Source organism: Streptomyces sp. NPDC099050 (assembly GCF_044759865.1).
In the GTDB taxonomy this organism is placed as follows: domain Bacteria; phylum Actinomycetota; class Actinomycetes; order Streptomycetales; family Streptomycetaceae; genus Streptomyces.
In genome coordinates this window covers 66,302-93,256 of record NZ_JBIWAE010000018.1, presented here as the reverse complement: position 1 = coordinate 93,256, position 26,955 = coordinate 66,302, and the positions used below count along the sequence as shown (strand labels likewise).

Annotated in this window: 23 protein-coding genes and 3 pseudogenes; 14 read left to right on the top strand and 12 right to left on the bottom strand. The window is 72.0% G+C overall.

Annotated features, from left to right (window positions below; translation table 11 throughout):
- Positions 1–50 precede the first annotated feature (50 nt).
- Positions 51–1,628 carry a multicopper oxidase family protein gene (locus ACIQV3_RS27530; protein ID WP_403716354.1) on the top strand — a complete coding sequence of 526 codons (1,578 nt, stop codon included), beginning with the start codon at positions 51–53 and terminating at the stop codon, positions 1,626–1,628.
- Between the two features lie 332 nt (positions 1,629–1,960).
- Positions 1,961–2,713: a class I SAM-dependent DNA methyltransferase gene (locus ACIQV3_RS27525; protein ID WP_403716352.1), complete on the top strand. Its 753-nt coding sequence runs from the start codon at positions 1,961–1,963 to the stop codon at positions 2,711–2,713.
- Here ACIQV3_RS27525 and ACIQV3_RS27520 read toward each other — a convergent pair.
- The gene (locus ACIQV3_RS27520; protein WP_403716351.1) at positions 2,710–3,075 is read right to left on the bottom strand and encodes a hypothetical protein; all 366 of its coding nucleotides are present in this window, start codon (positions 3,073–3,075) and stop codon (positions 2,710–2,712) included. The two genes, ACIQV3_RS27525 and ACIQV3_RS27520, sit on opposite strands and share 4 nt — an antisense overlap.
- A 389-nt stretch (positions 3,076–3,464) precedes the next feature.
- Between ACIQV3_RS27520 and ACIQV3_RS27515 the strand changes: the two genes are divergently transcribed.
- Positions 3,465–4,001: a hypothetical protein gene (locus ACIQV3_RS27515; protein ID WP_403716350.1), complete on the top strand. Its 537-nt coding sequence runs from the start codon at positions 3,465–3,467 to the stop codon at positions 3,999–4,001.
- A 153-nt stretch (positions 4,002–4,154) separates the two neighbouring features.
- On the top strand, positions 4,155–4,547 hold the full coding sequence (locus ACIQV3_RS27510) for a YciI family protein (protein WP_403716348.1): 393 nt from the start codon (positions 4,155–4,157) through the stop codon (positions 4,545–4,547).
- Positions 4,548–4,669: 122 nt separating this feature from the next.
- Here the strand turns inward: ACIQV3_RS27510 and ACIQV3_RS27505 are convergent.
- Positions 4,670–5,710, bottom strand: a pseudogene (locus tag ACIQV3_RS27505) (vWA domain-containing protein).
- A 258-nt stretch (positions 5,711–5,968) separates the two neighbouring features.
- On the opposite strand from ACIQV3_RS27505, the gene ACIQV3_RS27500 reads away from it, so the two are divergent.
- Entirely contained in the window at positions 5,969–6,214 is a 246-nt protein-coding gene (locus ACIQV3_RS27500; protein WP_403716346.1) for a hypothetical protein, read from the top strand.
- A gap of 73 nt (positions 6,215–6,287) precedes the next feature.
- Here ACIQV3_RS27500 and ACIQV3_RS27495 read toward each other — a convergent pair whose 3' ends face one another.
- From ACIQV3_RS27495 to ACIQV3_RS27480, 4 genes and pseudogenes are all read right to left on the bottom strand, one after another.
- Positions 6,288–7,667, bottom strand: coding sequence for an MFS transporter (locus ACIQV3_RS27495; protein WP_403716345.1), 1,380 nt, complete (start codon positions 7,665–7,667; stop codon positions 6,288–6,290).
- Positions 7,668–7,681: 14 nt separating this feature from the next.
- Positions 7,682–8,662 carry a hypothetical protein gene (locus ACIQV3_RS27490; protein ID WP_403716343.1) on the bottom strand — a complete coding sequence of 327 codons (981 nt, stop codon included), beginning with the start codon at positions 8,660–8,662 and terminating at the stop codon, positions 7,682–7,684.
- Between the two features lie 320 nt (positions 8,663–8,982).
- Positions 8,983–9,276, bottom strand: a pseudogene (locus ACIQV3_RS27485) (ABC transporter ATP-binding protein); the annotation flags it as partial.
- Positions 9,277–9,332: 56 nt separating this feature from the next.
- A complete protein-coding gene (locus tag ACIQV3_RS27480) occupies positions 9,333–10,361 on the bottom strand; it encodes a saccharopine dehydrogenase family protein (RefSeq protein WP_403716341.1) in 1,029 nt (342 codons plus the stop codon).
- Between the two features lie 142 nt (positions 10,362–10,503).
- On the opposite strand from ACIQV3_RS27480, the gene ACIQV3_RS27475 reads away from it, so the two are divergent.
- Positions 10,504–11,517, top strand: coding sequence for a helix-turn-helix domain-containing protein (locus tag ACIQV3_RS27475; protein WP_403716339.1), 1,014 nt, complete (start codon positions 10,504–10,506; stop codon positions 11,515–11,517).
- 132 nt (positions 11,518–11,649) lie between these two features.
- Positions 11,650–13,257 carry a glycoside hydrolase family 13 protein gene (locus ACIQV3_RS27470; protein ID WP_403716553.1) on the top strand — a complete coding sequence of 536 codons (1,608 nt, stop codon included), beginning with the start codon at positions 11,650–11,652 and terminating at the stop codon, positions 13,255–13,257.
- Between the two features lie 228 nt (positions 13,258–13,485).
- Here the strand turns inward: ACIQV3_RS27470 and ACIQV3_RS27465 are convergent, their stop codons facing one another.
- Complete coding sequence (locus ACIQV3_RS27465; protein ID WP_403716337.1) at positions 13,486–14,124, bottom strand: TetR/AcrR family transcriptional regulator; 639 nt, start codon at positions 14,122–14,124, stop codon at positions 13,486–13,488.
- 97 nt (positions 14,125–14,221) lie between these two features.
- Here ACIQV3_RS27465 and ACIQV3_RS27460 point away from each other — a divergent pair, with 97 nt between their 5' ends.
- Complete coding sequence (locus tag ACIQV3_RS27460) at positions 14,222–15,283, top strand: oxygenase MpaB family protein (RefSeq protein ID WP_403716335.1); 1,062 nt, start codon at positions 14,222–14,224, stop codon at positions 15,281–15,283.
- A 61-nt stretch (positions 15,284–15,344) separates the two neighbouring features.
- On the opposite strand, the gene ACIQV3_RS27455 is transcribed toward ACIQV3_RS27460, so the two are convergent.
- Together ACIQV3_RS27455 and ACIQV3_RS27450 are read right to left on the bottom strand one after the other, a co-directional pair.
- Complete coding sequence (locus tag ACIQV3_RS27455) at positions 15,345–15,596, bottom strand: EF-hand domain-containing protein (protein ID WP_403716333.1); 252 nt, start codon at positions 15,594–15,596, stop codon at positions 15,345–15,347.
- 88 nt (positions 15,597–15,684) lie between these two features.
- Positions 15,685–16,593 (bottom strand): NAD-dependent protein deacetylase, encoded by a 909-nt coding sequence (locus ACIQV3_RS27450; RefSeq protein ID WP_403716332.1) that lies wholly within the window; start codon positions 16,591–16,593, stop codon positions 15,685–15,687.
- 94 nt (positions 16,594–16,687) lie between these two features.
- Here ACIQV3_RS27450 and ACIQV3_RS27445 point away from each other — a divergent pair, with 94 nt between their 5' ends.
- Positions 16,688–16,972, top strand: coding sequence for a hypothetical protein (locus tag ACIQV3_RS27445; protein ID WP_403716329.1), 285 nt, complete (start codon positions 16,688–16,690; stop codon positions 16,970–16,972).
- Positions 16,969–17,595 carry a TetR/AcrR family transcriptional regulator gene (locus ACIQV3_RS27440; protein ID WP_403716327.1) on the top strand — a complete coding sequence of 209 codons (627 nt, stop codon included), beginning with the start codon at positions 16,969–16,971 and terminating at the stop codon, positions 17,593–17,595. Before ACIQV3_RS27445 ends, ACIQV3_RS27440 begins: the two co-directional genes overlap by 4 nt.
- 97 nt (positions 17,596–17,692) lie before the next feature.
- Here the strand turns inward: ACIQV3_RS27440 and ACIQV3_RS27435 are convergent, their stop codons facing one another.
- Positions 17,693–18,727 carry an aldo/keto reductase gene (locus ACIQV3_RS27435; protein WP_403716325.1) on the bottom strand — a complete coding sequence of 345 codons (1,035 nt, stop codon included), beginning with the start codon at positions 18,725–18,727 and terminating at the stop codon, positions 17,693–17,695.
- Positions 18,728–18,832: 105 nt separating this feature from the next.
- On the opposite strand from ACIQV3_RS27435, the gene ACIQV3_RS27430 reads away from it, so the two are divergent.
- The 3 genes from ACIQV3_RS27430 (at position 18,833) to ACIQV3_RS27420 (ending at position 22,594) form a co-directional block, all read left to right on the top strand.
- A complete protein-coding gene (locus ACIQV3_RS27430) occupies positions 18,833–19,501 on the top strand; it encodes a TetR/AcrR family transcriptional regulator (protein ID WP_403716323.1) in 669 nt (222 codons plus the stop codon).
- A 232-nt stretch (positions 19,502–19,733) separates the two neighbouring features.
- On the top strand, positions 19,734–20,489 hold the full coding sequence (locus ACIQV3_RS27425) for a hypothetical protein (protein ID WP_403716321.1): 756 nt from the start codon (positions 19,734–19,736) through the stop codon (positions 20,487–20,489).
- Between the two features lie 110 nt (positions 20,490–20,599).
- Positions 20,600–22,594, top strand: a complete 1,995-nt coding sequence (locus ACIQV3_RS27420; RefSeq protein WP_403716319.1) for a DUF2264 domain-containing protein — start codon at positions 20,600–20,602, stop codon at positions 22,592–22,594.
- 3 nt (positions 22,595–22,597) lie between these two features.
- On the opposite strand, the gene ACIQV3_RS27415 is transcribed toward ACIQV3_RS27420, so the two are convergent.
- Positions 22,598–24,031 (bottom strand): amidase, encoded by a 1,434-nt coding sequence (locus ACIQV3_RS27415; RefSeq protein WP_403716317.1) that lies wholly within the window; start codon positions 24,029–24,031, stop codon positions 22,598–22,600.
- Positions 24,032–24,244: 213 nt separating this feature from the next.
- Positions 24,245–25,227: pseudogene (locus ACIQV3_RS27410) on the bottom strand (agmatine/peptidylarginine deiminase).
- 508 nt (positions 25,228–25,735) lie between these two features.
- On the opposite strand from ACIQV3_RS27410, the gene ACIQV3_RS27405 reads away from it, so the two are divergent.
- Entirely contained in the window at positions 25,736–26,398 is a 663-nt protein-coding gene (locus ACIQV3_RS27405; protein ID WP_403716314.1) for a deoxynucleoside kinase, read from the top strand.
- Positions 26,399–26,955 lie beyond the last annotated feature (557 nt).

The following is a 26,955-nucleotide window of genomic DNA, read 5'->3' as shown; positions in this document are numbered from 1 at the left end:
CGGGTCGCTCCCCGATGTCCGGCGCGAGCGCTGTCCGTAGCGTCGTTCCCATGTGGAGAAACGGGAAGAACGGGACCGACGGCAGGCGCCGGATGTCACCCTGGAAGCGAGCGCTGCTGATCCTCTGTTCGCTGGTCGCGGCCTTCGCCCTGGTCATCGGGGTGCTTTTCACCTGGCTCTACACCGGAGCCAGGGTGTCCACCGTCGGCGCGGTGGACTTCCGCAACGCCCTCGCCGTGCCGCCCCTGGCGGGCTCCACGGTGGAAGCCGACGGAACGCGCGTATTCGACCTACGGATGCAGGCCGGGGAAACCGAGTTCACCCCGGGGAAAAAGACCCCGACCTGGGGGTTCAACGGGAGCCACCTCGGCCCCACCCTCCGCGCGGCGAAGGGGGAGAAGGTCCGGGTGAAGGTGGCCAACACCCTGCCCGAGGCATCGTCCGTCCACTGGCACGGCATGCACCTGCCCGCCGCGATGGACGGCGGCCCGCACCAGACGGTGCCGGCGGGCGGCAGTTGGGCCCCCGAGTGGACGGTCCAGCAGCCGGCCTCGACCCTCTGGTACCACCCGCACCCGCACGGCGCGACCGAGTCACACGTGCAGCGCGGCCTCGCGGGCCTGTTCCTCCTGGACGACGCGCAGTCGGCGGCCCTGCCCCTGCCCAGGACCTACGGGGTCGACGACATCCCGGTCATCGTCCAGGACGTGTCCTTCGACGGCGCGAAGTTCGACCACGGCCACAAGCTGATGCGCAACGTGGGCTTCCTGGGCGGCCGGACGATGGTCAACGGCACGCTGGACCCGTACGTCACCGTCCGGGACGAGCTGGTCCGGCTGCGCCTGCTGAACGCCTCCACCGCCCGCGTCTACACCTTCGGCTTCGACGACGGACGGGAGTTCCGGCAGATAGCCTCGGACGGCGGCCTCCTCGAAGCCCCGCACGCGGCCGACCGGCTGCGCCTGTCGCCGGGGGAGCGCGCGGAGATCGTCGTACGCGTACGGCCCGGCGAGCGGACGGTCCTGCGCTCCCACCCCCTGGACGCCGGCCTGGACTTCTGGAACCAGCGCTTCGGGGGCGGCGACGACTCCTTCGACGTGATGCAGCTGCGCGCAGCCCCCACCCTGCGGCCGTCGGCCGAGCTGCCGCGGGCGCTGGCGCCCTCGACGCTCCCCACCGGCGAGGACTCGGTCCGCGACCGCTTCTTCGACCTCAGGATGTCCGGCATCAACGGCCGGAAGATGGACATGTCCCGGGTGGACGAGACCGTCACCCGCGGCACCGCCGAGACCTGGACCCTGCGCAACAACGACGGCATGCCGCACAACTTCCACGTCCACGACGTCCAGTTCCGCGTGCTCGACATCAACGGCGCGGCCCCGCCGGGGCCGTTGCGCGGACCGAAGGACACCGTCTTCATCCCGTCCGGCGCGACGGTCCGCATAGCCATGCGTTTCGAGGGCCCCGCCGACCCGGACACCCCGTACATGTACCACTGCCACCTCCTCTACCACGAGGACCGGGGCATGATGGGCCAGTTCACCGTGGCGGACCCGGGCGGCCCGCCGCCGCCCGCCAAGCTCCCGCCCGCCTCCGGCACACACCAGCACGGGGACGCGCACCACTAACCGACGGATACGAACCGGTCGCAGCCAACGGTCCATCGGCGTTCCCGCGGTGGGTTCCCCTGGTGCGCGTAGACGCACCACACCGGGTCGAGGGAACCGCTCCGTGCCACCACGACCAAGTGGCGGTCGCTGCGGGCGCCGTCCGTGACCGCGGTGACAGGTCCGATCCGAGGATGAAGACTGCGGTCGAGGCCAGGTGCACGGGCTTCGGCCGAAGAGGTCGCCGACGATCGTGAACCCGTGCACCTCACGGGGGGAATGGTCAAGGACCGGAGCCGGCGGGCGGTAAATGCGTCGACAGAGCTCCTCGGCACCGGGCAAAGTGGCCGCCCGTGACGAGCAGTGAACTGTGGACCCGTGAGACCGCCGACCGCTACGACGCCGAGGAGGCCGAGACGTCCTCGGCCGCCGCTCTCGGACCGACTCTCGCCTTCCTCGCGGAGCTCGCCGGAGACGGCCGGGCCCTGGAGTTCGCCATCGGGACCGGGCGAGTGGGCGTCCCGCTGCGGGAGCGCGGAGTGCCGGTGGTGGGCATCGAGCTGTCCGAGCACATGGCGGCGGTGCTGCGGCGAAAGGTCGACGAGGACACGCTCCCGGTCACCATCGGTGACATGGCCACCACGGTCGTTCCCGGCACGTTCACCCTGGTCTATCTCGTCTACAACACGATCACGAACCTGCTCACGCAGGACGAGCAGGTCGCGTGCTTCCGCAACGCCGCACGCCATCTGGAGCCCGGCGGCCGGTTCGTCATCGAGCTGGGCGTGCCACCGCTGCGGCTCCTGCCGCCCGGCCAGGTCGCGGTGCCGTTCGACGTCTCCGAGCGGCACCTGGGCTTCGACACCTTCGACCTGGTCGAGCAGATCCTCGTATCGCACCACTTCATCCGCGAAGGCGGCGGCGAAGAAGGCCGTTACCGCCGCGACAACTCCCGGCACCGCTACGCCTGGCCGGCGGAACTCGATCTGATGGCACGGATCGCCGGGCTGGACAAGGAACGTCGCGTCGCGGGATGGGACGGGGCGCCGTTCACCCAGGACTCCGCGAAGCACATCTCCGTGTGGCGCAAGCCGCCCGAGTTCTAGGGGCGGGCGTCCCATCGGTGGAGCAGGGACCCGTCCCGGCCGAACACGTCCATCAGGTAGCCCTCGGCCGTGGAGAGCCGCTCGGACCGCGTGAGGTACGAGAGGACGGAATCCCGCTGCTTCTCGAAGAGCGAGTTGTCCGAATCGGTATGCGTGGTCCGGAGGATCAGGAGCGGAGCCGCGTCGGGACCCGCCTCCTGCTGGATGGCGTACACGCTTTCGTCGCCGCCCGCTCGGTGATACCGCTCGGCCAGTGCCAGGGCCGCCGAGGGTGCGGCCGTACTCGTCACCGTCGGTCCGGCCGGCGCGGCGGTCCTCTCCCGTTCCGTGCAGGCCGTCACGAGCAGCGCGCAGCCGGCCATCAGGGAGAGACCGGCGAGCCTCCGCGCAGGCGCCCGCCGGCCGGCGGATTCGTGAACGGGCGAGGTCGTTCTTATCCGTATCCGTATCCGCATCAGAATGCTGCTCCTCAACTCGCTGATCATGAAGTCGTCCTGGCTGCATCCTCACACGGCAGGGCCCCGAAGGGCCGGGCGTCCGGTTCCGCGGATCAGGGCCGGGCCGGGCCTGTCCTCGTCGAGGGCGACGGTGTACTCGGCGGAGCGTGTCGCCGGCGAGTCCCGAATGGGCCCTCGGCGGGCATCGCACCTGGGTGTGACGCCATGGCAAGTGGGGGGTCCCCGGCCTTCGGGCCGTCTAGGGTGCGGAGCGAGGGCGAGCCGTCCATCGTGGCGACCTGTGGAGGAATCCTGTGGCATCGCAGTACGACCCCGAGCACGCTCCCGCGGGTGATGTGGGCGCGGCGCTGTTGATGATCGATTCTCGGCTCAAGGGCATTCACGACGGCAAGACCGGCACGGACCCCGAACAGCAGGCGCTGATCGACCAGTACGCCTCTTCGCTCGGTCCCAGGGAAGCCGACGACCTGCTGGACGGGGCGTGCACGCTCATCTACATGTTCATGATCTGGCTGCGCAAGGCCCACGAGGAACACGGCAAGGACGTCATCGAGTACGTCGTGCCGAACATCGTCGCCACGATGCGCATGATGACCAGAAGCGTGCGCCCGGAGGCCATCCCCACCATGGCGGGCCTCGTCATCGCCGCGGGCACCGGCCTGAGCCCCAATCTGTGGCGCAAGCAGTACGGAGAGTGGACCGAGGCGGAGATGAACCCGCTCGAAGCCACGGCCTTCCTCCTCGCCGAATACATCAACCGCATGACGGGTGACCCCGACTTCGCCACCCGCCTGATCACCGATGCCCTGGCCAGTGCGGAGGGGGAGTGACGCACCCCGTCCCGTCCCTCGGAAGAGCTGCTCTGGGGGCGATCACCGGATTTCCGTGATCTGGTGCTGGGAGGCCGATGATTTTCGCGGCGACCGGCTGTCTACCCCTGTGAGAGACCGGAAGCCAGCAGCCGCCCGGGAAGGGTGAAGACCATGAAGTACATGATCCAGATGAACGTGCCTGCCGCCGAGTGGGACGCCATCATGTCGTCGTACTCCCAGGACGACATGATGGCCATGTTCGCCCACATGAACGCCCTCAACGAGGACATCACCGCCGCAGGCGAATGGGTGGACGGACAGGGCCTCGGCGGCCCCTCGCTGGCCAAGACGGTACGGGCCGGAAGCGACGGGCAGCCGCAGGTCACCGATGGGCCGGCCTACGAGGGAACCGTCCTGGCCGGGTACTGGCTGGTCGACGTCAAGAGCGAGGACCGGGCCCTGGAGATCGCCGCACGGGCCTCTGCCTGTCCCGGTCCGGGAGGGAAGCCGAGCAACGACCCGGTGGAAGTGCACCCGATCCCCGGAGACCCGACCCAGGCCTGAGTCGGGTGCCCTCGCCCTCGTCGCTACGGCGAGGGCGAGGGCGAGGACGACGGCGAGGCCGTCCCCGGCGGGGCCGAGGCCCGGTCCGCGACGAGACGGACCCGCCGCGTGGGCGCGAGGCGTCAGCCCATCAGCAACAGCCGGGTGTTCGACACGAGCTTCCGGTTGACGCTGGTGCTCTGCACGAAGATCGTGAACTCGTCGTTGTGGTCGGGCTTGACCCGCGCCTCCACAGCGGGCAGGCCGAGCAGGGCCCGGGCCTGCGGGCCCGTGTACACCCGGTCCGTCTTCTTCTCCAGCACCGCGATCTGCTTCTTCGCCTGGATCTTCTCCGGCTTGCTGAGCTGGTAGAACGCGCCACCGGTGCGGTAGGCGTGCCCGGATTCGACGACCCATTCCCGGATCGCCGCGTCGCGCGCCACCGGGATCAGCTGGTACTCGGAGGGATCCGCCGGAGTGAGACCGGCTGCCTTGACGGTGTCCTTGTTGACCACCTCCGCGCCCGTGGAGAACACCGCCCGCGATCCCCGGATCCCCTTGGCGCGGCCCACCATGAACTTCTCGGTGGCCTCCTTGATGACCTGCCCGGCCTCCTCCAGACCCTGCGTGCTCGTGGCGTCCCAGATGGCGATGTTCTCCTTCGGGAACCCGCACTGCATGGCCTCCCGCTTGCCCATCTGGTCCGGCACGAGGACGGCCAGCGTCCAGTTGTCCTCCTGCGTCTCGATCATCTCGGCCACGGCCTTCACCAGTTCGCGCGGATCCCTGGTGGGGGCGTCGGGGGAGCGGTGGCTGGCGTTCTACTGGCCGTCGGTCAGCACGAACGTCAGGAAGCTGTGGTCGCCGTACAGTTGAGCGGTCTGCGCCAGCTCGCGCTGCGACTTGAGCGAGGCCGCCAGCAGCGCGGTCATGCCACCGGTCCGGTACAGCTGCTTCAGCGACGGCATCCGCAGCACGTCCTTGTCGTAGACGACGCACTCCACCTTGTCCGCGAAGACGTACACCGTGACGCGGGTCTCCTGGTCCAGCTCGCCCGACCGGCGGGCCAGGTACGCGATCTGCTGGTCGGCCACATCGACGACCTTGCGGCTCAGGTGAGACATGGACGAACTGGCGTCCAACACAAGAGCGACGTGGTTGATGTAGTTCTGGTTTCCGGACATGGAAGCTCCCCCTCGTTTCCGACTGGATGCTCCTACCGTCTCACCCGCCACTGACAATCGATCATGGTTCCGGGACCGGAGGAAGGGTGCCCGCCCAGCCCCGAACGGGGCCGCGCGACGGTGCATGTGACGTGTCGAAACGTTACGCCAGTGGCGTTCGAGTGAACGGTCGTTCCTGTCGGCCCCGCCGGGCGTTGAATCGGCTGACGCGTCCGTCCATGGGAGCGTCACCAGATCCTTGAGTCCTTAGGGGAACCAATGCGTATTCGCTCCGCCGTCACCGCTTCCGTCCTCGCCGCCGGCATCCTGCTCGGCGGCGCCGGCGCGGCCCTGGCCAACGACGGTGTCGACATCGACTACTTCTCGGGCGGCCACAAGGCCTTCTCGTCGAACTGCTCCTCCGCTGCCGCCGTCCCGGCGCCGTTCGGCCCGGTCTACACCTCCTCCTGCGCCAAGGAAGGCGAGGCGGAGTGGCTCAAGGGCGGCCACCTCGGCGCCAAGTAGGACCGTCCGGCTCCGGCCGGCGCGCGGGGGCGGCAGGACGGCGACGTCCACCGCCCCCGCGGTGTCGGCGGCGTCAGCGGTGCCCGGCCCGCGACGCGAGCCGATGGCGCACGGCCAGGACGAAGATTGCCGTGGCGAGCACGGCCGCACCGCCCAGCCGCAGGATCACGTCGTAGGCCTCCTCCGGCGACCGCTGCGGTGTCATCGAGGAGATCCCCGCGGCCGCCCCGGCCAGCGCGATCGCACCGCCCGTGACGAGGAACGTCAGCAGGACCCCCGATGCCTCCCCGGCCCGGGCCGGAGGGACGAGCTGCTGGGTCGCCACGCTCGCGTAGGTCCAGCCCAGCCCCAGGCCCAGGCCGCACCACGCGAACACCGGTACGTACAGCCACCAGGCGGTGACCTGGGTCAGCGCGTACATCCCCGTGCCCGCGCCGATCCCGGCCAGGGCCATCACCGTCGTCGGCCGCAGGCGCCGGCCCAGCCGCGCTCCCAGCGGACCGCTGAGCGCCACCAGCAGGGCCGGAGCGAGGAAGACCGTGCCGGCCATGAGCGGTGAGAGCCCCCGTACGCCCTGGAGGTAGAGGGTGGCGAGGAAGACGGTGACCCCGTAGGCCATGTTCGTGACCGTGCCCATCGCGGTGACCAGGACGTACGGGATGTCGCGGAACAGCCCCAGATCGATCAGCGGGTGCCGGGCCAGCCGCTCGCGCACCAGGAACAGCCCGCCGCTCACCACCGCCACCGCGAAGCCGGTGAGGGCGCGGGCACTGCTCCACCCCCAGGCGTCCGCCCGCTCCACGGTCAGGGTGACGGCGGCCAGGGCGCCGACGATCAGGGCGCAGCCGAGCACATCGAGCTCGCGCGGCGCCGACGCGTCGCGGGAATCCGGGACGTACACGAGAGCGGTGACGAGCGAGAGCAGGCTCAGCGGCGCCATCACCCAGAAGATCCAGCGCCAGCCGGGTCCTTCGGTGAACCCGCCGCCCACGAAGGGCCCGATCGCGGTCCCGATGTTGGCGACGCCGAACACGGCGCCCAAGGCCCTGCCGCGGGACTCCTCGGGAAAGGTGTTGGTGATGACCGACACGGCCACCGGGAAGACGAACGCCGCGCCCACGCCCTGGGCGATCCGAGCCGCGACCAGAGTCCCGAGGCCGGGAGCCAGCGCGCACCCCACGGTTCCGGCGGTGAACAGGGCGGTTCCGGCCAGTAGCGCCGCCCGCCGGCCGAAGACGTCGCCCACCCGGCCGCCGATGATGAAGAAGCAGCCGATGGCGAGCATGTAAGCGGACAAGGTCCACTGCGCGGCCGACACGGTGACGCCGAGTTCCGCCGCGATACCGGGGATGGCCAGGTTGAGCGCGAAGAAGTCGAGCTGGACGCAGAACAGGGCGACGGCGACCGCGATGAAGGCGCCCTTCCGTGCCGCCGCGGATGCTTCTGCGGGCATGAGGGGCGTTCCTCTCAGCGGGGTGCCACGGCTCCGGAGTCCGGGGACTGCTGGAGTCCGGACGCGTCGACCGCCTCGAAGTCCGAACCCTTGAACCCCTTCAGCGCGTTGAGCTGGGCGTTGTCCCAGCCGGGGTTCTCCTCGCCGGTGAGGTACCAGGCCGACCCGTTGTCGGCGACGATGGCCCCGTACTTCTTGAGGGCCTCGGCGACGGCCAGGGCCTGGGGGCCCAGGGCCGAGGTGTCCACCGAGCTCTTGAGCCGCAGCCGCAGCCCCATGGGCGGCAGCGACGGGTCCGCGGCGGAACCCGCCTGATGCCGTGCCGGCCAGACGTAACTCTGGTCCGTGCGGGGGACGGTCATCCGGATCGCGTGGTCGACCAGCCCGCCCGCGGCCTCCTCGTAGCGCACCAGCCCGGGCAGGATGGCGAGGCCGGCGGCATCTGCCGACGTCCAGTCGGCGGGCCGCAGCGCGTGGCTCCGCAGGTCGAAGACCGCTCCCGAGCCGGCGTGCCAGGCGTTGTCGCCCCGTTGGGTCGCGTTCCAGAGTTCGTAGGACTTGCACAGGGCGCGGTCCCAGACGACGACGTGGCGGTCCCCGGTGCTCGCCGGACCGTTCTCGATCGCGGCGTCCGGCGGGATCCGGTACCCGGACGCGTCGCTCTCCTCGGCGATGTCCAGCGTGACCGTCGATTCCGGCACCGTCGTGTCCGAGACGGTGATGGGAATGCCGAAGGGCTGGCCCTCGACGAGCCCCGCCCCGAAGTCCGGGTGCAGGGGCTCGGCGGCCCCGATCGAGGAGACGTACCGGGCGGAGTCCGGGTGGACGGGAAGCGTGTCCACGGGAGCGTGCCAGAAGCTGTCCGGCGGAGCGGTCCGGCAGGAACCGTCCTGCGGGCCGGCGGCGACCAGACACGCGGCGGCGACGGCGCAGACCACGGCCACCACGGGCATCCGACGCCTGGAGCGGAGCGCGACTGCGTGTTTCGTCGTCATGGCCTCACCTCACCCGGAGGAGCCGAGCCGAGCGGACGCCCGCTGCAGCGACGGCCGCACCCGCGCCGTCCGTATCCGCGACGTCCGTATCCGCGACCTCCGTATCAGCGACGTCGGCTGCCGCGACGGCCACGGCCCGTGGCGTGCGCTCCCCGGCGTCGGCCGCCTTTGCGGCGGTCCCTTCCAGCGTAGGCACGTTCCGCCCCTGGTGCCCTGCGGCAGCCGTCATCGCGGGGGCGGGCAGACCTCCCCGAAGTCGACGGTGCGGTCGCACCAGCGGTCGAGGAGGATCCGGTCGTGGCTCACGGCCAGGAGGCCCGCGCCGCCAGGTCGTGGGTGATCAGGAGCATGGCCCGGTCGGCTCCGAGGTGCCGCGCCAGCTCGTCGACCGTCCGGTCGACGAGGTCGCGGTCGAGCCCGGTGGTCGGCTCGTCGGCCAGGAGCAGGGGCGCGCCCCCGATCAGCGCGAGCGCGGTGGGGGCGCGTTGCGCGAGGCCCCCGGACAGCTCGTACGGGTAGCGGTCGAGGTGGCCGGCGGGAAACGCGGCACGCCGCGCCGCGGCCTCGGCGGCCCCGCGCACCGCCGCCCCGCGTACCCCGGCCGGCTCCCGCACGCGGCCGTTCGCAAGTCGTCATATGCGCGCCGAGGCCGGAAGTGGGAAGGCGAGCACTACGGCAGCAGCTCCAGGGTGATGTGCGGGGACAGGGCGCGCAGGAAGTCCGGTGCGTCGAAGAGCTCGCCCGCGGAGGCGACGCCGACCGTGCGGGTGCGGCCGGTCAGGACGCGCTCCAGGGCCTCCACGACGAGGGGGGCGGTGACGGCGTAGATGTCCTGCCCGTGGGCCACGGCGCGGCGTTCGGCGCCGCCCGAGCGGACGACCGCGTCGACGAGGAAGGTCTGATCGGACCGTCCGCCCTCGTCGGCCGCGGTCGGAGCCGGGGTGTCGGGGGCCGCGATGTCACGGACCGCCTCGACCGTCATGTAGGTGGTCACGTCCGGGATCGACAGGTGGCTGGGTACGGTCACCACGTCGGCCATCGTGAACTCCCCGATCACCTGCCGGGCACCCATCGGCTCGGGGAACCGCCACTCGACGGTGGGCGCGGCGTCGGTACGGTACTCCCACTGCCCGCCCGCGTACCGCATGCGCCGCTCACCGCGCCGCTCCCGCGAGACCGCCCCCGAGAGCCGCGTCCCCGCGGTGGGGTGCCAGCTGCTCAGGGCGTACGCGATGTGCGCCTCGTCGGCCTCGGTCCAGTCGCCCATCGCCGCGGTGGCCAGCAGGTCGCCCAGGCCGCCGAAGAAGGCCATCGCCGGGACGATCACCGCCCCGGCGTCCCGTGCCCGGTCGGCGAAGTGGGCGAAGGTGTCGATGTTGGCCTCCAGCTCGGCGGCCACGTCCAGGTAGGGGATCCCGGCCCGCAGGGCCGCCTCGATCACGGGGCCCGTCGTCGAGGCGAAGGGCCCGGCGGCGTTGATGACGGCGGCCGTGCCGGCCAGCGCGCGGTCCAGCGCCCCGGGGTCGCCCACCGTGGCCGGCCGGGCCTCCAGACCGGTCTCGTGGGCCAGCGCCTTCAGCTTCTCGCCGTCGCGGCCCGACAGCACCGGCACGAACCCGCGCTCCACCAGCTCCGCCACCACGAACCGGCCGGTGTGCCCGTACGCGCCGAACACAGCCACCGTCTGACCTGATCCCATGGTCCCGCTCCCCGTCGATCGCCCGTACCCGGATGAACCGCCGCGGACCTCCGGGGCCCGCCGCGCTCTGTCATGAGCATCCTGTCGCGGACATCATCCGCACACCACTGTCCGGAACGACATGACCCGTACACTTCCGGACATGCCCCATGTCGCCCTGGCCGTCACCGACGGCATGCTGCACTTCGAGTTGTCCCTGGCCTGCGAGGTCTTCGGATCCGACCTGACCCACCTCGTGGACCCCTGGTACGGCTTCTCGCTCTGCGGACCGGACGCCGTACGGATCGACCGCTTCCGACTGGAACCCGACCACGGCCTCGACCACCTCGCTCGAGCGGACACGGTGATCGTCCCCGGCTGGGCCGACGTCGACCGGGACCCGCCGGCCGAGCTCATCGACGCGGTACGCGCGGCCCACCGGGCCGGCGCGCGCGTGGCCTCCCTGTGTACGGGCGCCTTCGTGCTGGCCGCCGCCGGCCTGCTGGACGGCAAGCGCGCGACCACGCACTGGGCGCACACCGAGGAACTGGCCAGGCGCCATCCCCTCGTCACCGTGGACCCCGACGTCCTCTACGTGGACAACGGCAGCGTGCTGACCTCCGCGGGCAAGGCCGCCGCCATGGACCTGTGCCTGCACCTGGTGCGCCTCGACCACGGCTCCGCCGTCGCCAACAAGATCGCCCGCCGGCTGGTCGTCCCCCCGCACCGCGACGGCGGCCAGTCCCAGTTCGTCACCACCCCCGTGCCCACCCCCGGCAACCATCCGCTCGGGGACCTCTTCCCCTGGGTGCTCGCACGCCTCGACGAACCGCTCACGGTGGAAGACCTGGCCCGTCGGGCCCGGATGAGCTCGCGCCACCTGGGCCGCCACTTCAAGTCGCTGACCGGAACCACCCCGTTGCAGTGGCTGCTCACCCAGCGCATCCGCCACGCACAGGAGTTGCTGGAAACCACCGACGACACCGTCGACACGATCGCGACGGCCACCGGCATGGGCACCGCCACCACCCTGCGCCGCCACTTCGCCCGCACCGTGGGCGTTCCGCCGGACACCTACCGCCGTACCTTCCGCTCCCGCACGGCACCGGACCGCCCCGGACCCGCCCGGACCGCACCGCCCCGCACCGGACCGCCCCGGACTCACGGCGCGGCGTGAGCGGATCCCCGTACGTTTCCGATCATATCGATCGATTCGATCAAAAGATTCAGGCGAACCGTTGACGCCGGTGAAGAGCCCTCCCTAGATTCGCCGCATGGCGACCCCCGAGGACTTCCCCGCGGCGACGGAATCCCGAGCCGAGGCACCTTCCCCTGGTGGCGCGGTGCCGCGATCTACCAGATCTATCCGCGCAGTTTCGCGGACGGCAACGGCGACGGCGACGGGATCGGCGACCTCGCCGGAATCCGTGCGCGGCTCCCGTACCTGCACCAACTCGGCGTGGACGCGGTGTGGATCAGCCCCTGGTACCCGTCCCCGATGGCCGACGGCGGCTACGACATCGCCGACTACCGGGACATCGACCCGGTGTTCGGCACCCTGGCCGAGGCCGAGGCGCTGCTGTCGGAGGCGCACGAAGCGGGCATCCGGGTGATCGTCGACATCGTCCCCAACCACTGCTCGGACCAGCACCCCTGGTTCCGCGCGGCCGTCGCGGCCGGCCCCGGATCGCCCGAGCGGGCGCGCTTCTGGTTCCGCCCCGGTCGCGGCGAGCAGGGCGAACTGCCGCCCAACAACTGGCAGTCCGTCTTCGGAGGCCCCGGCTGGCGGCGGGTGACCGAGGCCGACGGCGCGCCCGGCGAGTGGTACCTGCACCGGTTCGCCCCCGAACAGCCCGACTTCAACTGGGAGAACCCCGAGGTCAACGCGGAGTTCGAAGCGATCCTGCGCTTCTGGCTCGACCGGGGCGTCGACGGCTTCCGCATCGACGTCGCCGACAACCTCGTCAAGGACCCGGCGCTGCCCGACCACGAGAGCGGGCCCACTCCCTGGGCCGACCAGGACGGCGTCCACGACATCTACCGCGCCTGGCACCAGGTCCTCGACGGCTACGACCACGAACCGGTCTTCGTGGGCGAGGTGTGGACCTCCGACCCCGAACGCTTCGCCCGGTACCTGCGCCCGGACGAACTGCACACGGCCTTCAACTTCCCCTTCCTCCAGAGCCCCTGGGACGCCGCGGCCCTGCGCACGGTCATCGGCTCCACCCTCGCCGAGCACGCTCCGGTCGGCGCCACCGCCACCTGGGTCCTGTCCAACCACGACACCACCCGCCACGTCACCCGCTACGGACGCACCGACACCTCGTACGCACTCGACGGGCGCCGAGTCCACGGCGTCCCCGCCGATCCGGTCCTCGGACGCCGCCGGGCCAGGGCCGCGGCCCTGCTGACGATGGCCTTGCCCGGCTGCGTGTACGTCTACCAGGGCGACGAGCTGGGCCTCGACGAGGTCGAGGACATCGCGCCGGAGCTCCGCCAGGACCCGACGTTCTTCCAGACCGGCGGAGAGGACCTCGGCCGGGACGGCTGCCGGGTCCCCCTCCCGTGGGGCGACGAGGGGCCGGACGCGAGGTCCTGGCTGCCCCGGCCGGCCGCGTGGGACACCCTGAGCGTGCGCGAGCAGAGCGCGGACCCGGACTCGATGCTCGGCTTCTACCGCCGGGCGCTGGCCCTGCGGTCCGCCCGGACGGCCCTGCGCGAAGGGGAGTTCGCCTGGCTGCCCGCCCGGGCGGGCGTGCTCGCCTTCGCCCGCACCGCGGCGGGGTCCTCCGTACGCTGCCTGGTGAACCTCTCGGGGGCGCCGCTTCCGCTGCCGGAATACACCGAGGTCCTGATCGCCAGTGCCCCCACGGAGAACGGAACCCTGCCCCCGGACGCCGCGGTCTGGCTGCGCTGAAGCGACCGCGCGGCGAGGAGCGAGAGGCCCAGGGCCCGGCGCGGGTAGACCGTGCCGTGCACCAGCACGATCAGCCGGGGTCCCTGCACCAGGTGGCCGCCGGCATCATGAGCGCGTCGCCGACGCCCTGTACGGCCCGCACCACGAGCAGGTACGGCTCGGCGGCGTCACCCGAGGGGGCCGGCGCGCAGAGCCCCGACGCGGCGGAACGGAGTCCGGCGGCGGGTCTCAGGACCAGATGCCGCCGAGCAGCAGCCGCAGCTGTCCGGCGAGCCGGGCGGCGTCGAACGCGTCGGCGGAGGTGAGTGCGAGGCGCGCGAAGTGCTCCGCGGAGGCGACCAGCGCGTGCGCGAGGATCTCGGGGTCCGGCGCCGGCCCTTCGGTGTCCGGCGCGGACTCGATCCACGAGGCTACCCGGCGCCGGAACCGCTCGCGGTCCGCTTCGACGCGCGCGCGGACGGCCGGGGGAGTGGTCGCGGCGGTCAGCAGGATCAGGCGCCAGGTGTCCGGGTCCTCCCGCAGCATGGCGGCCATCCGGTGCACCGCCTCACAGGCGAAGTCGACCGGGTCGCGGGTGCGGCGGGCGTCGGGAACGCTCGCGAGCAGGCGGGTGAAGGCGAGCTCCTGCTGCCGGTCGAGGAGGGTGAGCAGCAGGTCGTCCAGGTCCTCGAAGGCCCCGTAGACCACCGAGCGGGCGACCTGCGCGCGCTTGGCGATCGCGTCGATCGATACCCGGCCGTAGCCGTCGCTCACGATCACGGCGAGGGCCGCGTCGAGCAGTTGCTCGCGGCGTTCGGCGAGGGGGACGCGCGGAGCGTAGGGACGCCGCCTGCGCGGCCTGTCGCTGGAAGAGGTCGGTGTCGACACCTTGGCATCTTACGACAGTCGTGTCTTAATTTAAGACAGTCCTGTCTTATTGGGGGAGCGGTTCGCACCCGCTGCCAGGAACACGAGGAGCGGCCCGATGGCCCGACTGCACGGCAAAGAGGTCGAACCGCACGCGGACTACGGGTTCTTCGGTCCCGGATCGGTGGTCTGGAAGGTGTGGAGCTACCCGACGGCGCCCACGGTGGGCTTCCAGCGCTCCGTGGTCGTGGAGGAGCTCGACCCGCCCCTGGTGGCGGCGGTCCACGGCACCCAGGGCATCTACGACCGCACGCGCACCCGCTACGACCGCACCCTGCGCTACTTCGCCATGGTGGCCTTCGCCGGCTCGGACCAGGTGTGCAAGGCGGCGGACGTCCTGGTCAAGGTCCACTCGAAGGCCATCGGCCACCTGCCCTACGGCGAGGGCACCTACGACGCCAACGACCCCGCCTCGCAACTGTGGATACAGCTCACCGGCTGGCACTCGATCCTCTACGCCTACGAGAAGTACGGGCCCGGCAAGCTCACCGCCGAGGAGGAGAAGGAGTACTGGGAGTCCTGCGCCCTCGCCGCGGAGTTCCAGACCTGCTCGCCCGACGACGTCCCCCGCGACCGCGCGGGAATCCGGGCGTACTTCGAGAGCATGCGCCCGCGGCTGGAGGCCAGCCCGATCGCCCGGCAGGCCATGAACCACCTCCTGAACACCGACCTCGTCCTGCCGCCGACCCGGTGGTGGATGAAGCCGGCGCGGACGGTCGTGGCGAGGACGCACCGGATCGCCACCATCGCCACCATGCCCCGCTGGATGCGGGAGATGGCGCAGATCCGGCAGTCGCGCGTCCTGGACGTGCTCGTGGTCCCGGTCATGCGGACGTCCTTCGCGCTCGCCCACCTCAGCCCCCGGATCGAGCTGTTCCTGCTGGGGATGCTCTCCCCCTCCACGGTCCAGGTGGTCGCGCCCGTCAAACTGGGCGTCCCCCCTCGCACCAAGGAGATCCTCACCCCCGAGCAGGCCCGTACCCGATACGGCTACGCGAAGCCCGCCGAGGCGCACGCGGAGTTCCGTGCGCGCCAGGCGGTACGCGTCTTCGGCGACGGGAAGCCCCCGAGCGATCAGGGGCTCATCGAATCGCAGGAGGTGCTCGGCCCGCTGGCCTGACGCGCCGGACCGGGCGGCCGGGCGGCCGGGCGGCCCGTCTTCTTCGGCCTGGCGGCAGGCCCTAGGAGGCGCCCTGGTGGGGGAACCGGCCGCAGAGCCAGTTGCCCGGTTCCGCCGGGTCGTCGCTCATCCAGAACTGCCGCCACAGCAGGGCGAATTCCTCGCGGCTGAGGTGTCCGTCGCCGTTCAGGTCGAGCAGTTCGAAGACCCCCGTCATATCCACGGGCTGCCCGTTCCAGGTCTCGACGAGCCGGTGGTGTTCTTCCGGCGAGATGCGGCCGTCGCCGTTGGAGTCCACGGCGACCGCCGACACCGTCTTCGCCAGCCTCCCTCATAGCGGACAGCGCGTAACTCTAGGCGGGGGCGCGCCCCCGCCTCCACGGGCACATGTGGGCGAATGGTCACCCCCAGTGGTGCGCGGCCGGCTCGTCGAGGGGGACGCCCAGCCCGTCGGCCAGGGTGGTGAGGGTCGTTCCCAGGGGGAGCGCGACGCGGGTGGCGGCGTCGCGGTCGCCACGGGTCGGGTCCCGGTTGACGATCAGTACGGGCTTCCCCGCCCGGGCCGCCTGGCGGACGAACCGGAGCCCGGACATCACCGTCAGCGAGGAGCCCAGGACCAGCAGCGAGGTCGCCGCGTCGACCAGTTCCCGGCAGTGTCCGACGCGCTCCGGCGGGACGTTCTCGCCGAAGAACACCACATCCGGTTTGAGGATGCCGCCGCACATCGCGCAGGGCATCGGGCGGAAGTCCACGACCTGGTCGTCGGTGAGGTCGGCGTCCCCGTCCGGGTTCAGCGCGGCGGGCGTCGGCGCGAAGCCCGCGTTCGCCTCCTCCAGCCGCCGCGCGAGTTCCCGGCGGGGGCTGAGGGCCCCGCAGGAGAGGCAGACGACCCGGTTCAGGCTTCCGTGGAGCTCCACCACCCCCTCGCTGCCCGCGGCCTGGTGCAGGCCGTCGACGTTCTGGGTGATCACGCCCGCGAGCATCCCGTACCGTCCGAACGCCGCGACGGCCCGGTGCCCGGCATTGGGCGCGGCGCGCCCGAACGTGCGCCAGCCGAGGTGGCTGCGCGCCCAGTAGCGCCGCCGGGCCGGTTCGCCGCCGGTGAACTCCTGGTAGGTCATGGGCGTGTGCCGGCGCAGGCTGCCCCGCTCGCCGCGGTAGTCGGGGATGCCCGACTCCGTGGACATCCCGGCCCCGCTGAGCACCAGCACCCCGCCGGCCCGCAGCGCGTCGGCGACCGGCCCCGGGTCCGTGCTGCCGGGCGGCAGGTCCGCGGTCGGGGTCCAGCTCAAGGTGGGGCGCGTACGCATGCCGCCAGCGTACCGATGCCCTTGCCGGGCGGTGGATAACGCTGTTATTTATGTACGACACAGTTTTCGTACGGGAGCGCGGCAGGGGGTTGTCATGAACGGTACGCACGTCACGGTCCCGTGCGACGGCAGGGAAACCGTCGTGGCCGCGCACGAGGGCCCGGCGGGCCGGGTCCTCCTGACCGCGGAAGATGCCGAACGGGCCCTCGGCTGGGTCCGCACACCGCCCGGCTGGGTCCGCACACCGCCCGGCTGGTGCCGGGGCGACCCCTGCGTGCCCTCCTCCGCCGCCGCCCGGGCCGAACACAAGGGGCTGCTCGACCCGGTGGCGTTCGCCGGGATCCTCGACCGCCCCCTCGGCGACCGGCAGCAGGCATGAGCGGCGGACTCTTCGCCCGCGCCCAGCTCCAAGGCCAGGAGGCGCTGCGCGCGGCCCTCCTCGACCTGGCCGCCCAGCTCCTCGCCGCAGAAGGCCCGGCAGCCCTGACCATGCGCCGCATCGCCACCGCGGCCGGCTGTTCGACCACGGTCCTCTACCGCCACTTCGGCGCGAAGGGCGGCATCGCCGAAGCCCTGTACCAGGAAGGCTTCGACCGACTGCGCCGCAGCCTGGAGGCCGTCCCGCCGTCCGCCGACCCGCCCGCCCACCTCGCCGACCTGGGCCGGGCCTACCGCGAGAACGCCCTGACCGAACGCAATCTCTACCAGGTGATGTTCGCCGGCCTCATCCCCGGTTTCACCCCCACCCCCGAGGCCCGCGCGGTCGCCGCCGCCAGCCTGGAGGTCCTCCGCGAAGCCGTACGCGCCTGCGCGGAGACCGGCGCCTTCCGGCCGGACGTGGACGTCGAGGAGGTCACCGACGTCATCTGGGCCGCCGCCCACGGCTCGATCACCCTGGAACTCGCGGGCCACTTCACGGCCCGGACGGCGGAGCGCCGCTACCGGACGCTCACCAGGGCCGCGGTCGCGGCGTTCCTGGTGCGGGAGAACGGCTCGCCTTGAGCAGCCGTCACGGGTCGACGCGTTCGCCGCGTCCGGCCGCGAAGGTTCTCGGCACCCTCCCCGACCACGCCGAGGGCATGGTCGCGCAGGCCACCCGTCAGACCGCCGGAGGATTGAGGCGGGCGAAGCCCTCCTGCCGGTGGTACGGGAAGTAGGGATAGGGGGCCGTCCGGCTGCTCGCCGCGTCGAGCTTCGCCATCTGCTCCGGGGTGAGCGTCCAGCCCACGGCGCCGAGGTTCTGGCGCAGTTGCTCCTCGTTGCGGGCGCCGATGATGACGGAGGATACGGTCGGCCGCTGGAGCAGCCACCGCAGGGCGATCTGGGGCACCGCCCTGCCCGTCTCCCCGGAGACCTCCTCCAAGGCGTCGATCACGCGGTAGAGGTACTCGTCCTCGACCGGCGGGCCGTAGTCGGCCGTCTCGTGCAGCCTGCTGCCGGCGGGCAGCGGCACGCCGCGGCGGATCTTGCCCGTGAGCCGGCCCCAGCCGAGCGGGCTCCAGACGATCGCGCCCAGGCCCTGGTCGAGCGCCAGGGGCAGGAGCTCCCATTCGTAGTCGCGGCCGACGAGGGAGTAGTGGACCTGATGGGCGACGTAGCGCGGGCGGCCGTGCCGGTCGGCCGCGGCGAGTGACTTCATCGCCTGCCAGCCGGAGAAGTTGGAGATGCCGGTGTAACGGATCTTCCCCGCCCGGACCAGATCGTCCAGGGCGGACAGCACCTCCTCGACCGGTGTGCCGGCGTCGAAGGCGTGCAGCTGGAAGAGATCGATGTGGTCGGTGTCCAGGCGGCGCAGCGCGTCGTCGACGGAGGTGATCAGGCGGGCCCGGGAGGTACCCGCCCCGCCGGGGCCGTCGCCCGTGGGCAGGCCGGCCTTGGTGGAGATGAGCACTTGGTCCCGGCGCCCCTTCAGGGCGGCGCCCAGGACCTCCTCCGAGGCGCCGGCGGAGTAGACGTCGGCGGTGTCGAACATCGTGACCCCGGCGTCGACGCAGATGTCCACGAGGCGGCGCGCCTGCTGCACGCCGGTGTCGCCCCAGGCGCCGAAGAGCGGGCCCTGCCCGCCGAAGGTGCCCGCTCCAAGGCTCAGTTCCGGAACCAGAAGCCCGGACGCACCCAGCCGCCTGTACTCCATGACGCATCCTCTCATCGCCCGCGAATCCATCTAATGGGTCTGCGGTTCCGTTAAGATGGCCCGAGCGTATCAAGTCCTGACAATTAATGGAACTGGAGTCCCGTTATGGAGTTCGCCGAAGCCGGATCGGACAGGGTGAACGGACCGGCCGGACCAGGAGCCGGACCAGGATCCGGACCAGGGAGTGCGCGGCCCGGGGGCCGTACGGCGCGCGTGCGGGAAGCCGTGCTCCAGGCCGCCGAGGACGTGCTGGCCGAGCGGGGTTTCGCGCACCTGGACCTCGCCGACGTCGCGCGCCGCGCGGACGTCGGCAAGACCACCGTCTACCGCCGCTGGGGCACCGTCGCCGGCCTCATGGCCGACCTGCTCGAGGACATGGCGCGGCAGTCCGTTCCGCGGGCGCGGACGGGTTCGCTGCTCGGGGACCTGACGGCCAACGCCCGGCTGGTGTGCCGCACCCTGGCCGACCCCCGGCAAGGAGCCCTGTTCAAGGCGGTGATCGCGGCCGCCGCGTACGACCCGAAGGCGGCCGAATCGCTGCACGGCTTCTACGCCGTGCGCGTCGAGGAGTGGGCGCCGTGCGTCCGGGAGGCCGTGGCCCGCGGAGAGCTGCCCGAGGGCACCGACCCGCTCGAGGTGGTCCGCGCGGTGTCCGCCCCCCTCTACTACCGGTTCTTGACCACGGCCCTCCCGCTCGACGAGGCCCACGCCGACCGCTCGGCGGCCGCGGCGGCGGCGGCCGCGCGCGCGGGGGCGTACGTACGGGAGGCGTAAGGAGTCTCCTGGGTGAAGGGCTCCCGTACGGCCGGCGCGTGAAGGCGTCGCCGCGGTCCCGGGCGGGTTATGGGTAGATTGCCGGATGCGGGGAAAGTGCTCGACAACAGCACGCCGCCGCATAGAGTCCCAGCTCAGGAAGCCAGTTCCCGAAGCCGCGGGGATGAACCGGGGGACCCCGGGTCCGGCTTCCCCGGCGGCGCTCGGTCACAATGAAGCGCTGGGCGGTGCGGTGGCCGAGAACGGAGACGAACTGATGAGCGGGGCCGACGAGGGACGGCAGTGGCCGGACGAGGTCAGTGTCGACAACGCGAGGACGACGCTCCTGCGACTCCTCGCACGAGCAGGGGTCCCTTCCGGTGACGCGAGCGAACTGATCGGCCTGCTGGAAGCGGGCGCGCTGGCGCTCGCGTACGAGGAACTGAGCGGCCGGGACCGGAGCGCGCCGGGGGACAAGGGCGAGCCGTACGAGTCGGGATGGCTCGACGGAGCCGGGGACCTCCTGACCGAGCTGGGCGACGTCACCGAACGGACCCTGCTACGGGTGGTGAGCCCGGACGGGGAACAGGACGCGGCCGGACAGCGCCCGCGGGCCAGGCGCATGGAGGTGGAGCGGACGCAGGTGGCGCTGACGCCCCTGTACCTGTCCTTTGCCGAGGTCTCCGAACTGGATCCGGAGGCGACCGAGGAGGTGCTCACCGCCGTCCTCGCCACGATGAGCCCGAGGCAGCGGGCCCGCTACGCCGGGCGGCTGACGGAGTTCACCGATGCCCACCGGACCCGGCTGGGGCGGCTGTTCGCGAGGTTCGGAGCGGGCAGTGCCATCACGGTGCACGGCCGCTTCTCGCTCGTCCACTCCGCCACGAGCATCGCCGTACTCGAACGGCTCGCCGCCGAGCCGCAGGCGCTGCGGGAGGAGTGGGACGCGGCGGAGCTGCCGCCCGCGTGGCTGGACGGGCTGACGACGGCCTGGAACGCCTCGGCCTGAGCTCCCGTCCGCTCGCCGTCGCCCGTCGCCCGTCGCCCGCTGCCCGCTGCCCGCTGCCCGTTGCGATCCGCTCCCTTGACCCCATGTGGCCGTTCGATCAAGATCCCCGCATGACCCTTCCCGGACTGCCCCGCGAAGACCGCGAGTCGAGCCCGTACACCGGCTACGGCCGCGCCCACTGGGAGGCGGTGGCGGACGGGCTGCTGCGTGCGGCCTGGCGGTGGGCCACGCCGCGCGGGGCCCTGCTCGACCTGCCGGGAGCGCCCTCCGCGTCCGGGGTGCGCTCCGACGGGCTCGAAGGCTATGCCCGCACCTTCCTCGCCGCGGCCTTCCGGGTCGCCGGGGCCGAGGGAGCGGACCCGTACGGCTGGCTGGAGCGGTACGCGGACGGCCTGGCGGCGGGAACCCGGACGCCGGGCCGCGACGACGCGGAGTCCTGGCCGGTCATCCGCGACGTCCACGCGGGGGGCCAGCCGATGGTCGAGTCGGCGTCGGTGGCCCTCGGGCTCCGGCTGACCCGGCCGTGGCTGTGGGACCTTCTGGACGGCGCGGTGCGGGACCGGACCGAGGAGTGGCTGCGGGGAGCCCTGCGGCATCTGCCCAGCCCCAACAACTGGTACCTGTTCCCGTACACCGTGGCCGGATTCCTGGAGTCCGTGGGCCGCGGCGACGCCGAGACGGCCCGGGCGCGCAGCCGGGCCCTGGACCTCCTGGAGGGCTGGTACGGAGGCCAGGGCTGGTACGCCGACGGCGACGGCCGGGCCTTCGACCACTACAACGGCTGGGCGCTGCACCTGTATCCGGCGCTCGACGTCCACCTGGACGCCCACCTGGACGCCCACCTCGACGCCCAGCTCGGGGCACCCCTCGACGCACCCTTCGACCTGCGCCCGGACACCCGTCCCGACGCCTCGCCGGACGGCAAGGCCCCGTACGGTGACCGCCTGCGGGCCCACCTGGACGGCTTCTCCCTCCTCTTCGGGGCGGACGGGGCGCCGATCCACTTCGGGCGCTCCCTCACCTACCGGTTCGCCGCCGCGTCGGCCGTCGGCCTCGGCGCCGTCACCGGCCACACCCCGCTCACCCCCGGCACCTCGCGCCGCCTAATCAGCGGGTCGCTGCGCTACTTCCTCGACCGGGGCGCCGTCGGCGCGGACGGCCTGCTCAGCCTCGGCTGGCACGGCCCGCACGGGGCGACCCTGCAGAGGTATTCCGGGCCGGCCTCGCCGTACTGGGCCTCCAAGGCCTTCGTCTGCCTGCTCGCCCCGCCCGCGCACCCCCTGTGGACGGCGACGGAGGAGCGCGCGCCCAGTGAGGGGCCGGACCGGGTACTGGCCCTGCCCGCCCCGGGGCTGCTGATCCAGACCACCCGCGCCGACGGGATCGTACGACTGCACAACCACGGCAGCGACCACGTCGGGCCCGACCAGCCGGAAGCGGCCCGCGACGAGGACCCGCTCTATTCCCGGCAGGCCTACTCCACCCGCAGCGGCCCTACCGCGAGCGCCAACACCCCGGACAACCACCTCGCCGTGGTCGTGGCCGGCGTCCGCAGCGTCCGGCGGCGCATCCACCCGCTGGGCACCGGCCAGGGGGACGGCTGGGGCTGGGCCGCGTCCTGGCACCGGCCGGTCTTCCCGGGCGGCGCGCCCACGGTCCCCGGCCTGCGTGTGGAGAGCGTCACCTTCGTCCGCGGACCGCACGAACTGCGCGTGCACCGGGTGTCCGGAGCCCCGTACGGCGCCCCGCTCGAGGCCCGCGTGGAGCAGACGGGCTGGGCCACGGGGCCCGAGGAACCCCTGCGCTCGGAACTCCACCCGGTGCACGGCTGGGAGGCTCGGGACGAGGCGCGGGCGCCGGCCGGGACCGCCTTCACCCGGTGGGCGAGCGTGCCCCGCCTGACCGCCGGGGCCGGCGGGACGCGCCTGTACGCGGCGCTGGCCGTGCTCACCGGCGAGCCGGATCCGGAGCCGGCGACCGGGGCGGTCACCGTGGTGACGGCCGGCCGGGGATCCATCGAGGTGCGGTGGGCGCGGGACGGAGCCCTGACCCGCATCGCCTTCGAGCCCCTCCGCGTGGAACACCTGCCACCGGCCGCCGGGTAGCGGTCACCGGTCCTGGATGCGCCGGAAGGGCCGGTCCGCCTCCAGCTCGAACGCGATCTCCAGCAGCTTGCGCTCACCGCCGGGGCGTGCGGAGAACATGACGCCGACGGGCAGCCCGTCCGGCGTCGCGCTCGCGGCCGGCACCGAGATCGACGGGGTGCCGACGACGTTGTCGACCGGCGTGAACGCCACGTACGCGAGGATCCGCTCGATCAGCTTCGCGTAGGGGACGGTCGGGCTCAGGTGGCCGATCGGCGGCGTGGTGTGGGCGAGCACCGGCGACATCACGAGGTCCAGCCCGCGGAAGGACGCCGCGTAGGCCTCCTTCGTCCGCTTCAACCGCCGCAGTACGCCGGGGGTCCTGCGCCAGTTCCGCAGGTACTCCTCGCGCAGCCCCTGGCTGAGGCCGTCCATGCGGTGGCGGTCGAAGTCCGCGCCGAGGGTCCGGCCCGTGAAGCCGAGGAGGAAGGACAGCATCCCCCAGTAGGTGAGGAAGTCGTCGGTGAAGCTCGGATCCATGCCCAACTCCACCGGTTCCACGGTGTGTCCGAGCCGTCCGAGCGTCTCCACGGTCTCCTTGACCGCCGCCCGGGTGGACGCGTCGGAGTGCACGCCGTTGGGGGAGTCCAGCACGAACCCGATCCGCAGCCTGCGCGCCGAGGGGCCTTCGACCAGGCCCAGGGGCGGCAGTGCGGGACTCCGCCGGTACGTTTCCGCGGCGGCGAGGAACGCGGCGGCGTCCCGCACGGAGCGGCTCACGACTCCGTCGGAGATGATGTCGAGCGGCAGTTGGCGGCCCAGGGCGCTGGCCACGACGCGCCCGCGGGACGGCTTCAGGCCGACGAGGCCGCAGCAGGCCGCGGGTATCCGGATCGAGCCGCCGCCGTCGTTGGCGTGCGCGATCGGCACGGCGCCGGCGGCGACCAGCGCCGCGCTGCCTCCCGAGGAGCCGCCCGCCGAGTAGTCCGTGTGCCAGGGGTTGCGCACCGGCTCCGCACCGTCGTACTCGGTGGTCGGGCTGAACCCGAACTCGGGCAGCCGGGTCTTGCCCAGGACCGTGACACCGCTGCTCAGGAACTGCCGGGTGAACGGCGCGTCCCGCTTGGCCGCCCTCGGCCGGAAGGCGGCGCTGCCGTGGCCCGTGGGCAGCCCCTGGTAGTCGGTGTTGTCCTTGACGAAGGTCGGAACGCCGGCGAAGGCGCCGACCGTCGCGTCGGCGCGTGCCGGTCCGGCCGGTCCGGCCGGTCCGGCGGCGTGTACCTGCACGGCACCCAGCCGTGCGTCGACCGCCCGCACCCGCTCCACGGCGTCGCGGGCGGCCTCGGCGGGGGAGACCTCGCCCCGCCGGATCGCCGCGGCGAGACCGACGGCGTCGTGCTCTCCCAGGGCGTCGTCCCGGAACGCGTGCACGATGGTCGATCCGTCGAAAGTGGTCACCGCTGCCTCAGCCTCCGCCGTGTGGATGGTCGCCCGCCATCATGGCCTACCGGCAGGTAACACGCGAGGATTTCCCGGGCCATTCGATGCCGCTGCACCATGACCCGGCCGAACCATGACCCGGCCGAACCATGGCCCGGCCGAAGCACGGCCCGGCCGCTCCGCACGAGCCGTGACCCGTGCGGAGCGACCGCCCCCCTGGCGCACGGGGCGCTAGACCAGCGGAGGCACGACCGGCTGCGACTGGGTGGCGCAGTGGATTCCGCCGCCGCCGGAGGCGATGTTGTCGATGTCGAGCTGAATGACGGTCCGGCCGGGATAGGCGGCCTGCAGGATGGCGCACGCCAGGCCGTCGGCATAGCCGTCGCCGAACTGCGGGGCGATGACGGCGCCGTTCACCGTGTAGTAGTCGGTGTAGCTGGACAGGAATTCATCGCCCCGCCCGCGGATCGCCGCGCGGTCCGGACCGGGGAGTTCGGTGACGGTCAGGGGCCGGCCCTGGGCGTCGGTGGCGCTCCGCAGGATCCGCGCTGTCTCCTCGTAGACGGCGATCCACTTGGCGTCGGCGCCGGCTCCGGGCTTGTCCAGGATGACCTTGCCGGGTGCGGTGAAGCGGGCGAGGCAGTCGATGTGGCAGTCGGTGATGTCCTGGCCCGCGAGGCCCGGGACCCAGATCACCTTGTCGATGCCGAGCGCGGTCTTCATCGCCCGCTCGACCTCGTCCCGGGATTGCGGTTGCCGTTGACCAGCGAGCTCACCGTGGCCAGCAGGGTTCCCTCGCCGTCGGTCTCCAGCGAGCCGCCCTCGCCCACGAACTGCGCCTGGATCCGCGGGACACCGTACTGGCCGAGGAGCGTCTCGGCGGCCACGGCGTCGTTGGCGAAGGGCTGGGCGTACGGCGCGGTGGTCTTCCCCCATCCGTTGAAGTTGGTGTCGACCCCGGCGATCGCGCCGGGGCCCACGACGAAGGTGGGGCCGAAGTCCCGGATCCACAGGTCGTCGTTGGCTATCTCGATGACGTCGATGCCGTAGTAGGCGCCGCTCCCGCACAGGTACCGGGCGTCCGCGGCCTGGTCGGGGCGGGCCGGCAGCACGACCGGCTCGTAGCGCGAGATCGCGTACGCGACCTTCGCGATGTCCCGGCGGACCCCGCCGAGGTTGCCGCGCCACACGGAGGAAAGCGCCGGCCAGGCCATGAAGGTACGGACGTGCCGGCCCTCCTCCGCGGGCATCCGCAGGGCGTTGGAGCGGCAGGGCCGCCGCGCCCAGCTGGAGCAGCCTGCGTCGGGACGTGGCTGGGGTGTTCATGGGACTCCCTGGTGAACAAGTGGCACGTGGCAAGAGACGTGGCAAGAGGCGAGTGGTGCGTCGCACATCCTGGCCCTAACTGAAAATTCAGTCAATGGGTTGGGGGGTCTACCGCCGACGCCCCGGCGGGCGTGCCTCGCGACGTCATTTATGCTTCAGGGCGGCCGCGGGGTGGTGGCTCGTCGCTGTCCGCGGCATCTACGAAACGGCTGGTCCGGCCCGTCGGGGAGGGCGTCCCGCGCCCGGACTCCGGTCCGGACGGGGACCACATGACGCTGATCGCGACGATCATGAAGATCATGGGGGAATCGAGCGACCGCCGACGCGTGTCTCAGTGGGGTGGGGCGCCCGGCCCACGCGCCCGCGAACCAGAAGACCCCCAGGGAGAAGTGAGGTATGCCAGTGATCTGCGTCGGAGGCATGATCGGAATCGGCAAGACGAGCGTGGCCGAGCTGCTCGCCAAGGAGCTGGGCAGCGAAGTCTTCTACGAGAGCGTGGAAGACAATCCGATCCTCCCGCTCTTCTACACGGCGAGCCCCGAGGAGATCCAGGCGAAGCGTTACCCCTTCCTCCTGCAGCTCTACTTCCTGCAGACGCGGTTCGCCGCGATCAAGGAGGCGTACAAGCAGGGCGACAACGTCCTGGACCGCTCCATCTATGAGGACTGGTACTTCGCCAAGGTCAATCACGACCTGGGCCGGATCAGCTCCCTCGAGATGCGGGTGTACGAGGGCCTGTTGGGCGAGATGATGCGCGAGATTGACGGCCTGCCGTACCGCAAGGCGCCCGACCTCATGGTCTACCTCAAGGCGGACTTCGAGACGGTGCTGCACCGCATCGGGCTGCGGGGCCGTGATTTCGAGCAGGACGAGAGCCTCGTCGAGTACTACCGGACGCTGTGGTCCGGCTATGACGACTGGGTGCACCAGCACTACTCGGCCAGCGAGGTCCTCGTCATCGACATGAACCACACGGATGTGGTGCACAACCCCGGGGACGCGGCCCGCGTGGTGCGCGAGGTCAAGGACGCCCTGGCGGCGAGCCGGCTCCGGGCCTGACCTCCCAGGTCAGGATTCACCCCGGAATCGGTCGAATCCCTACGGGACGATCGCCATCCTGGTGCACTTCTTCGCGGCCGCGAGGCATCCGGGGGCATGGGCTCCGACGCGAACCGCTCGGTGGCGGTCGAGGGCGTCTACATGGCGGCGATCGGCCTGCTCGCACTCCCCGCCGGCTGGGTCGCCGACCGCTTCCTCGGGGCCCGGCGGGGCGTGTGCTGGGGCGGTCTGGTGATCATGGCGGGGCACGTCTGTATGGCACCGACGCGACCCGGACGCCATTCGCTCGGGAGAGATTTATGGAGATATCTCCATGTCTGCACCATATTCTCGCCCCATGGGCTGGACGAGCACGCTGAAGGACACCGCCCGCGCCGGCCTGCGCGTCGAGCGGGCCAGGCTCGAACCGCTGGTCACCCTGCGCGCGACGGCGGGGCTGGCGCTGTCGGGATGCGTCGCGCTGTGGTTGTTCGGCGGGACCGCCGCCGCGGGAGCCGCCTACGGGGCCCTGCTGGGCGGGATCGCGGTGTTCCAGCGCAGCTGGCGGCCGGACCCCG

What these genes read in the sequence shown, in the direction of transcription:
- ACIQV3_RS27530 (WP_403716354.1), top strand. Translation starts at nt 51, where the DNA reads ATGTGGAGAAACGGGAAGAACGGGACCGACGGCAGGCGCCGGATGTCA.
- ACIQV3_RS27420 (WP_403716319.1), top strand. Translation starts at nt 20,600, where the DNA reads ATGACCCTTCCCGGACTGCCCCGCGAAGACCGCGAGTCGAGCCCGTAC.
- ACIQV3_RS27460 (WP_403716335.1), top strand. Translation starts at nt 14,222, where the DNA reads ATGGCCCGACTGCACGGCAAAGAGGTCGAACCGCACGCGGACTACGGG.
- ACIQV3_RS27445 (WP_403716329.1), top strand. Translation starts at nt 16,688, where the DNA reads ATGAACGGTACGCACGTCACGGTCCCGTGCGACGGCAGGGAAACCGTC.
- ACIQV3_RS27490 (WP_403716343.1), bottom strand. Translation starts at nt 8,662, where the DNA reads ATGACGACGAAACACGCAGTCGCGCTCCGCTCCAGGCGTCGGATGCCC.
- ACIQV3_RS27435 (WP_403716325.1), bottom strand. Translation starts at nt 18,727, where the DNA reads ATGGAGTACAGGCGGCTGGGTGCGTCCGGGCTTCTGGTTCCGGAACTG.
- ACIQV3_RS27480 (WP_403716341.1), bottom strand. Translation starts at nt 10,361, where the DNA reads ATGGGATCAGGTCAGACGGTGGCTGTGTTCGGCGCGTACGGGCACACC.
- ACIQV3_RS27500 (WP_403716346.1), top strand. Translation starts at nt 5,969, where the DNA reads ATGCGTATTCGCTCCGCCGTCACCGCTTCCGTCCTCGCCGCCGGCATC.
- ACIQV3_RS27405 (WP_403716314.1), top strand. Translation starts at nt 25,736, where the DNA reads ATGCCAGTGATCTGCGTCGGAGGCATGATCGGAATCGGCAAGACGAGC.
- ACIQV3_RS27430 (WP_403716323.1), top strand. Translation starts at nt 18,833, where the DNA reads ATGGAGTTCGCCGAAGCCGGATCGGACAGGGTGAACGGACCGGCCGGA.
- ACIQV3_RS27475 (WP_403716339.1), top strand. Translation starts at nt 10,504, where the DNA reads ATGCCCCATGTCGCCCTGGCCGTCACCGACGGCATGCTGCACTTCGAG.
- ACIQV3_RS27520 (WP_403716351.1), bottom strand. Translation starts at nt 3,075, where the DNA reads ATGGCCGGCTGCGCGCTGCTCGTGACGGCCTGCACGGAACGGGAGAGG.
- ACIQV3_RS27440 (WP_403716327.1), top strand. Translation starts at nt 16,969, where the DNA reads ATGAGCGGCGGACTCTTCGCCCGCGCCCAGCTCCAAGGCCAGGAGGCG.
- ACIQV3_RS27495 (WP_403716345.1), bottom strand. Translation starts at nt 7,667, where the DNA reads ATGCCCGCAGAAGCATCCGCGGCGGCACGGAAGGGCGCCTTCATCGCG.
- ACIQV3_RS27510 (WP_403716348.1), top strand. Translation starts at nt 4,155, where the DNA reads ATGAAGTACATGATCCAGATGAACGTGCCTGCCGCCGAGTGGGACGCC.
- ACIQV3_RS27450 (WP_403716332.1), bottom strand. Translation starts at nt 16,593, where the DNA reads ATGCGTACGCGCCCCACCTTGAGCTGGACCCCGACCGCGGACCTGCCG.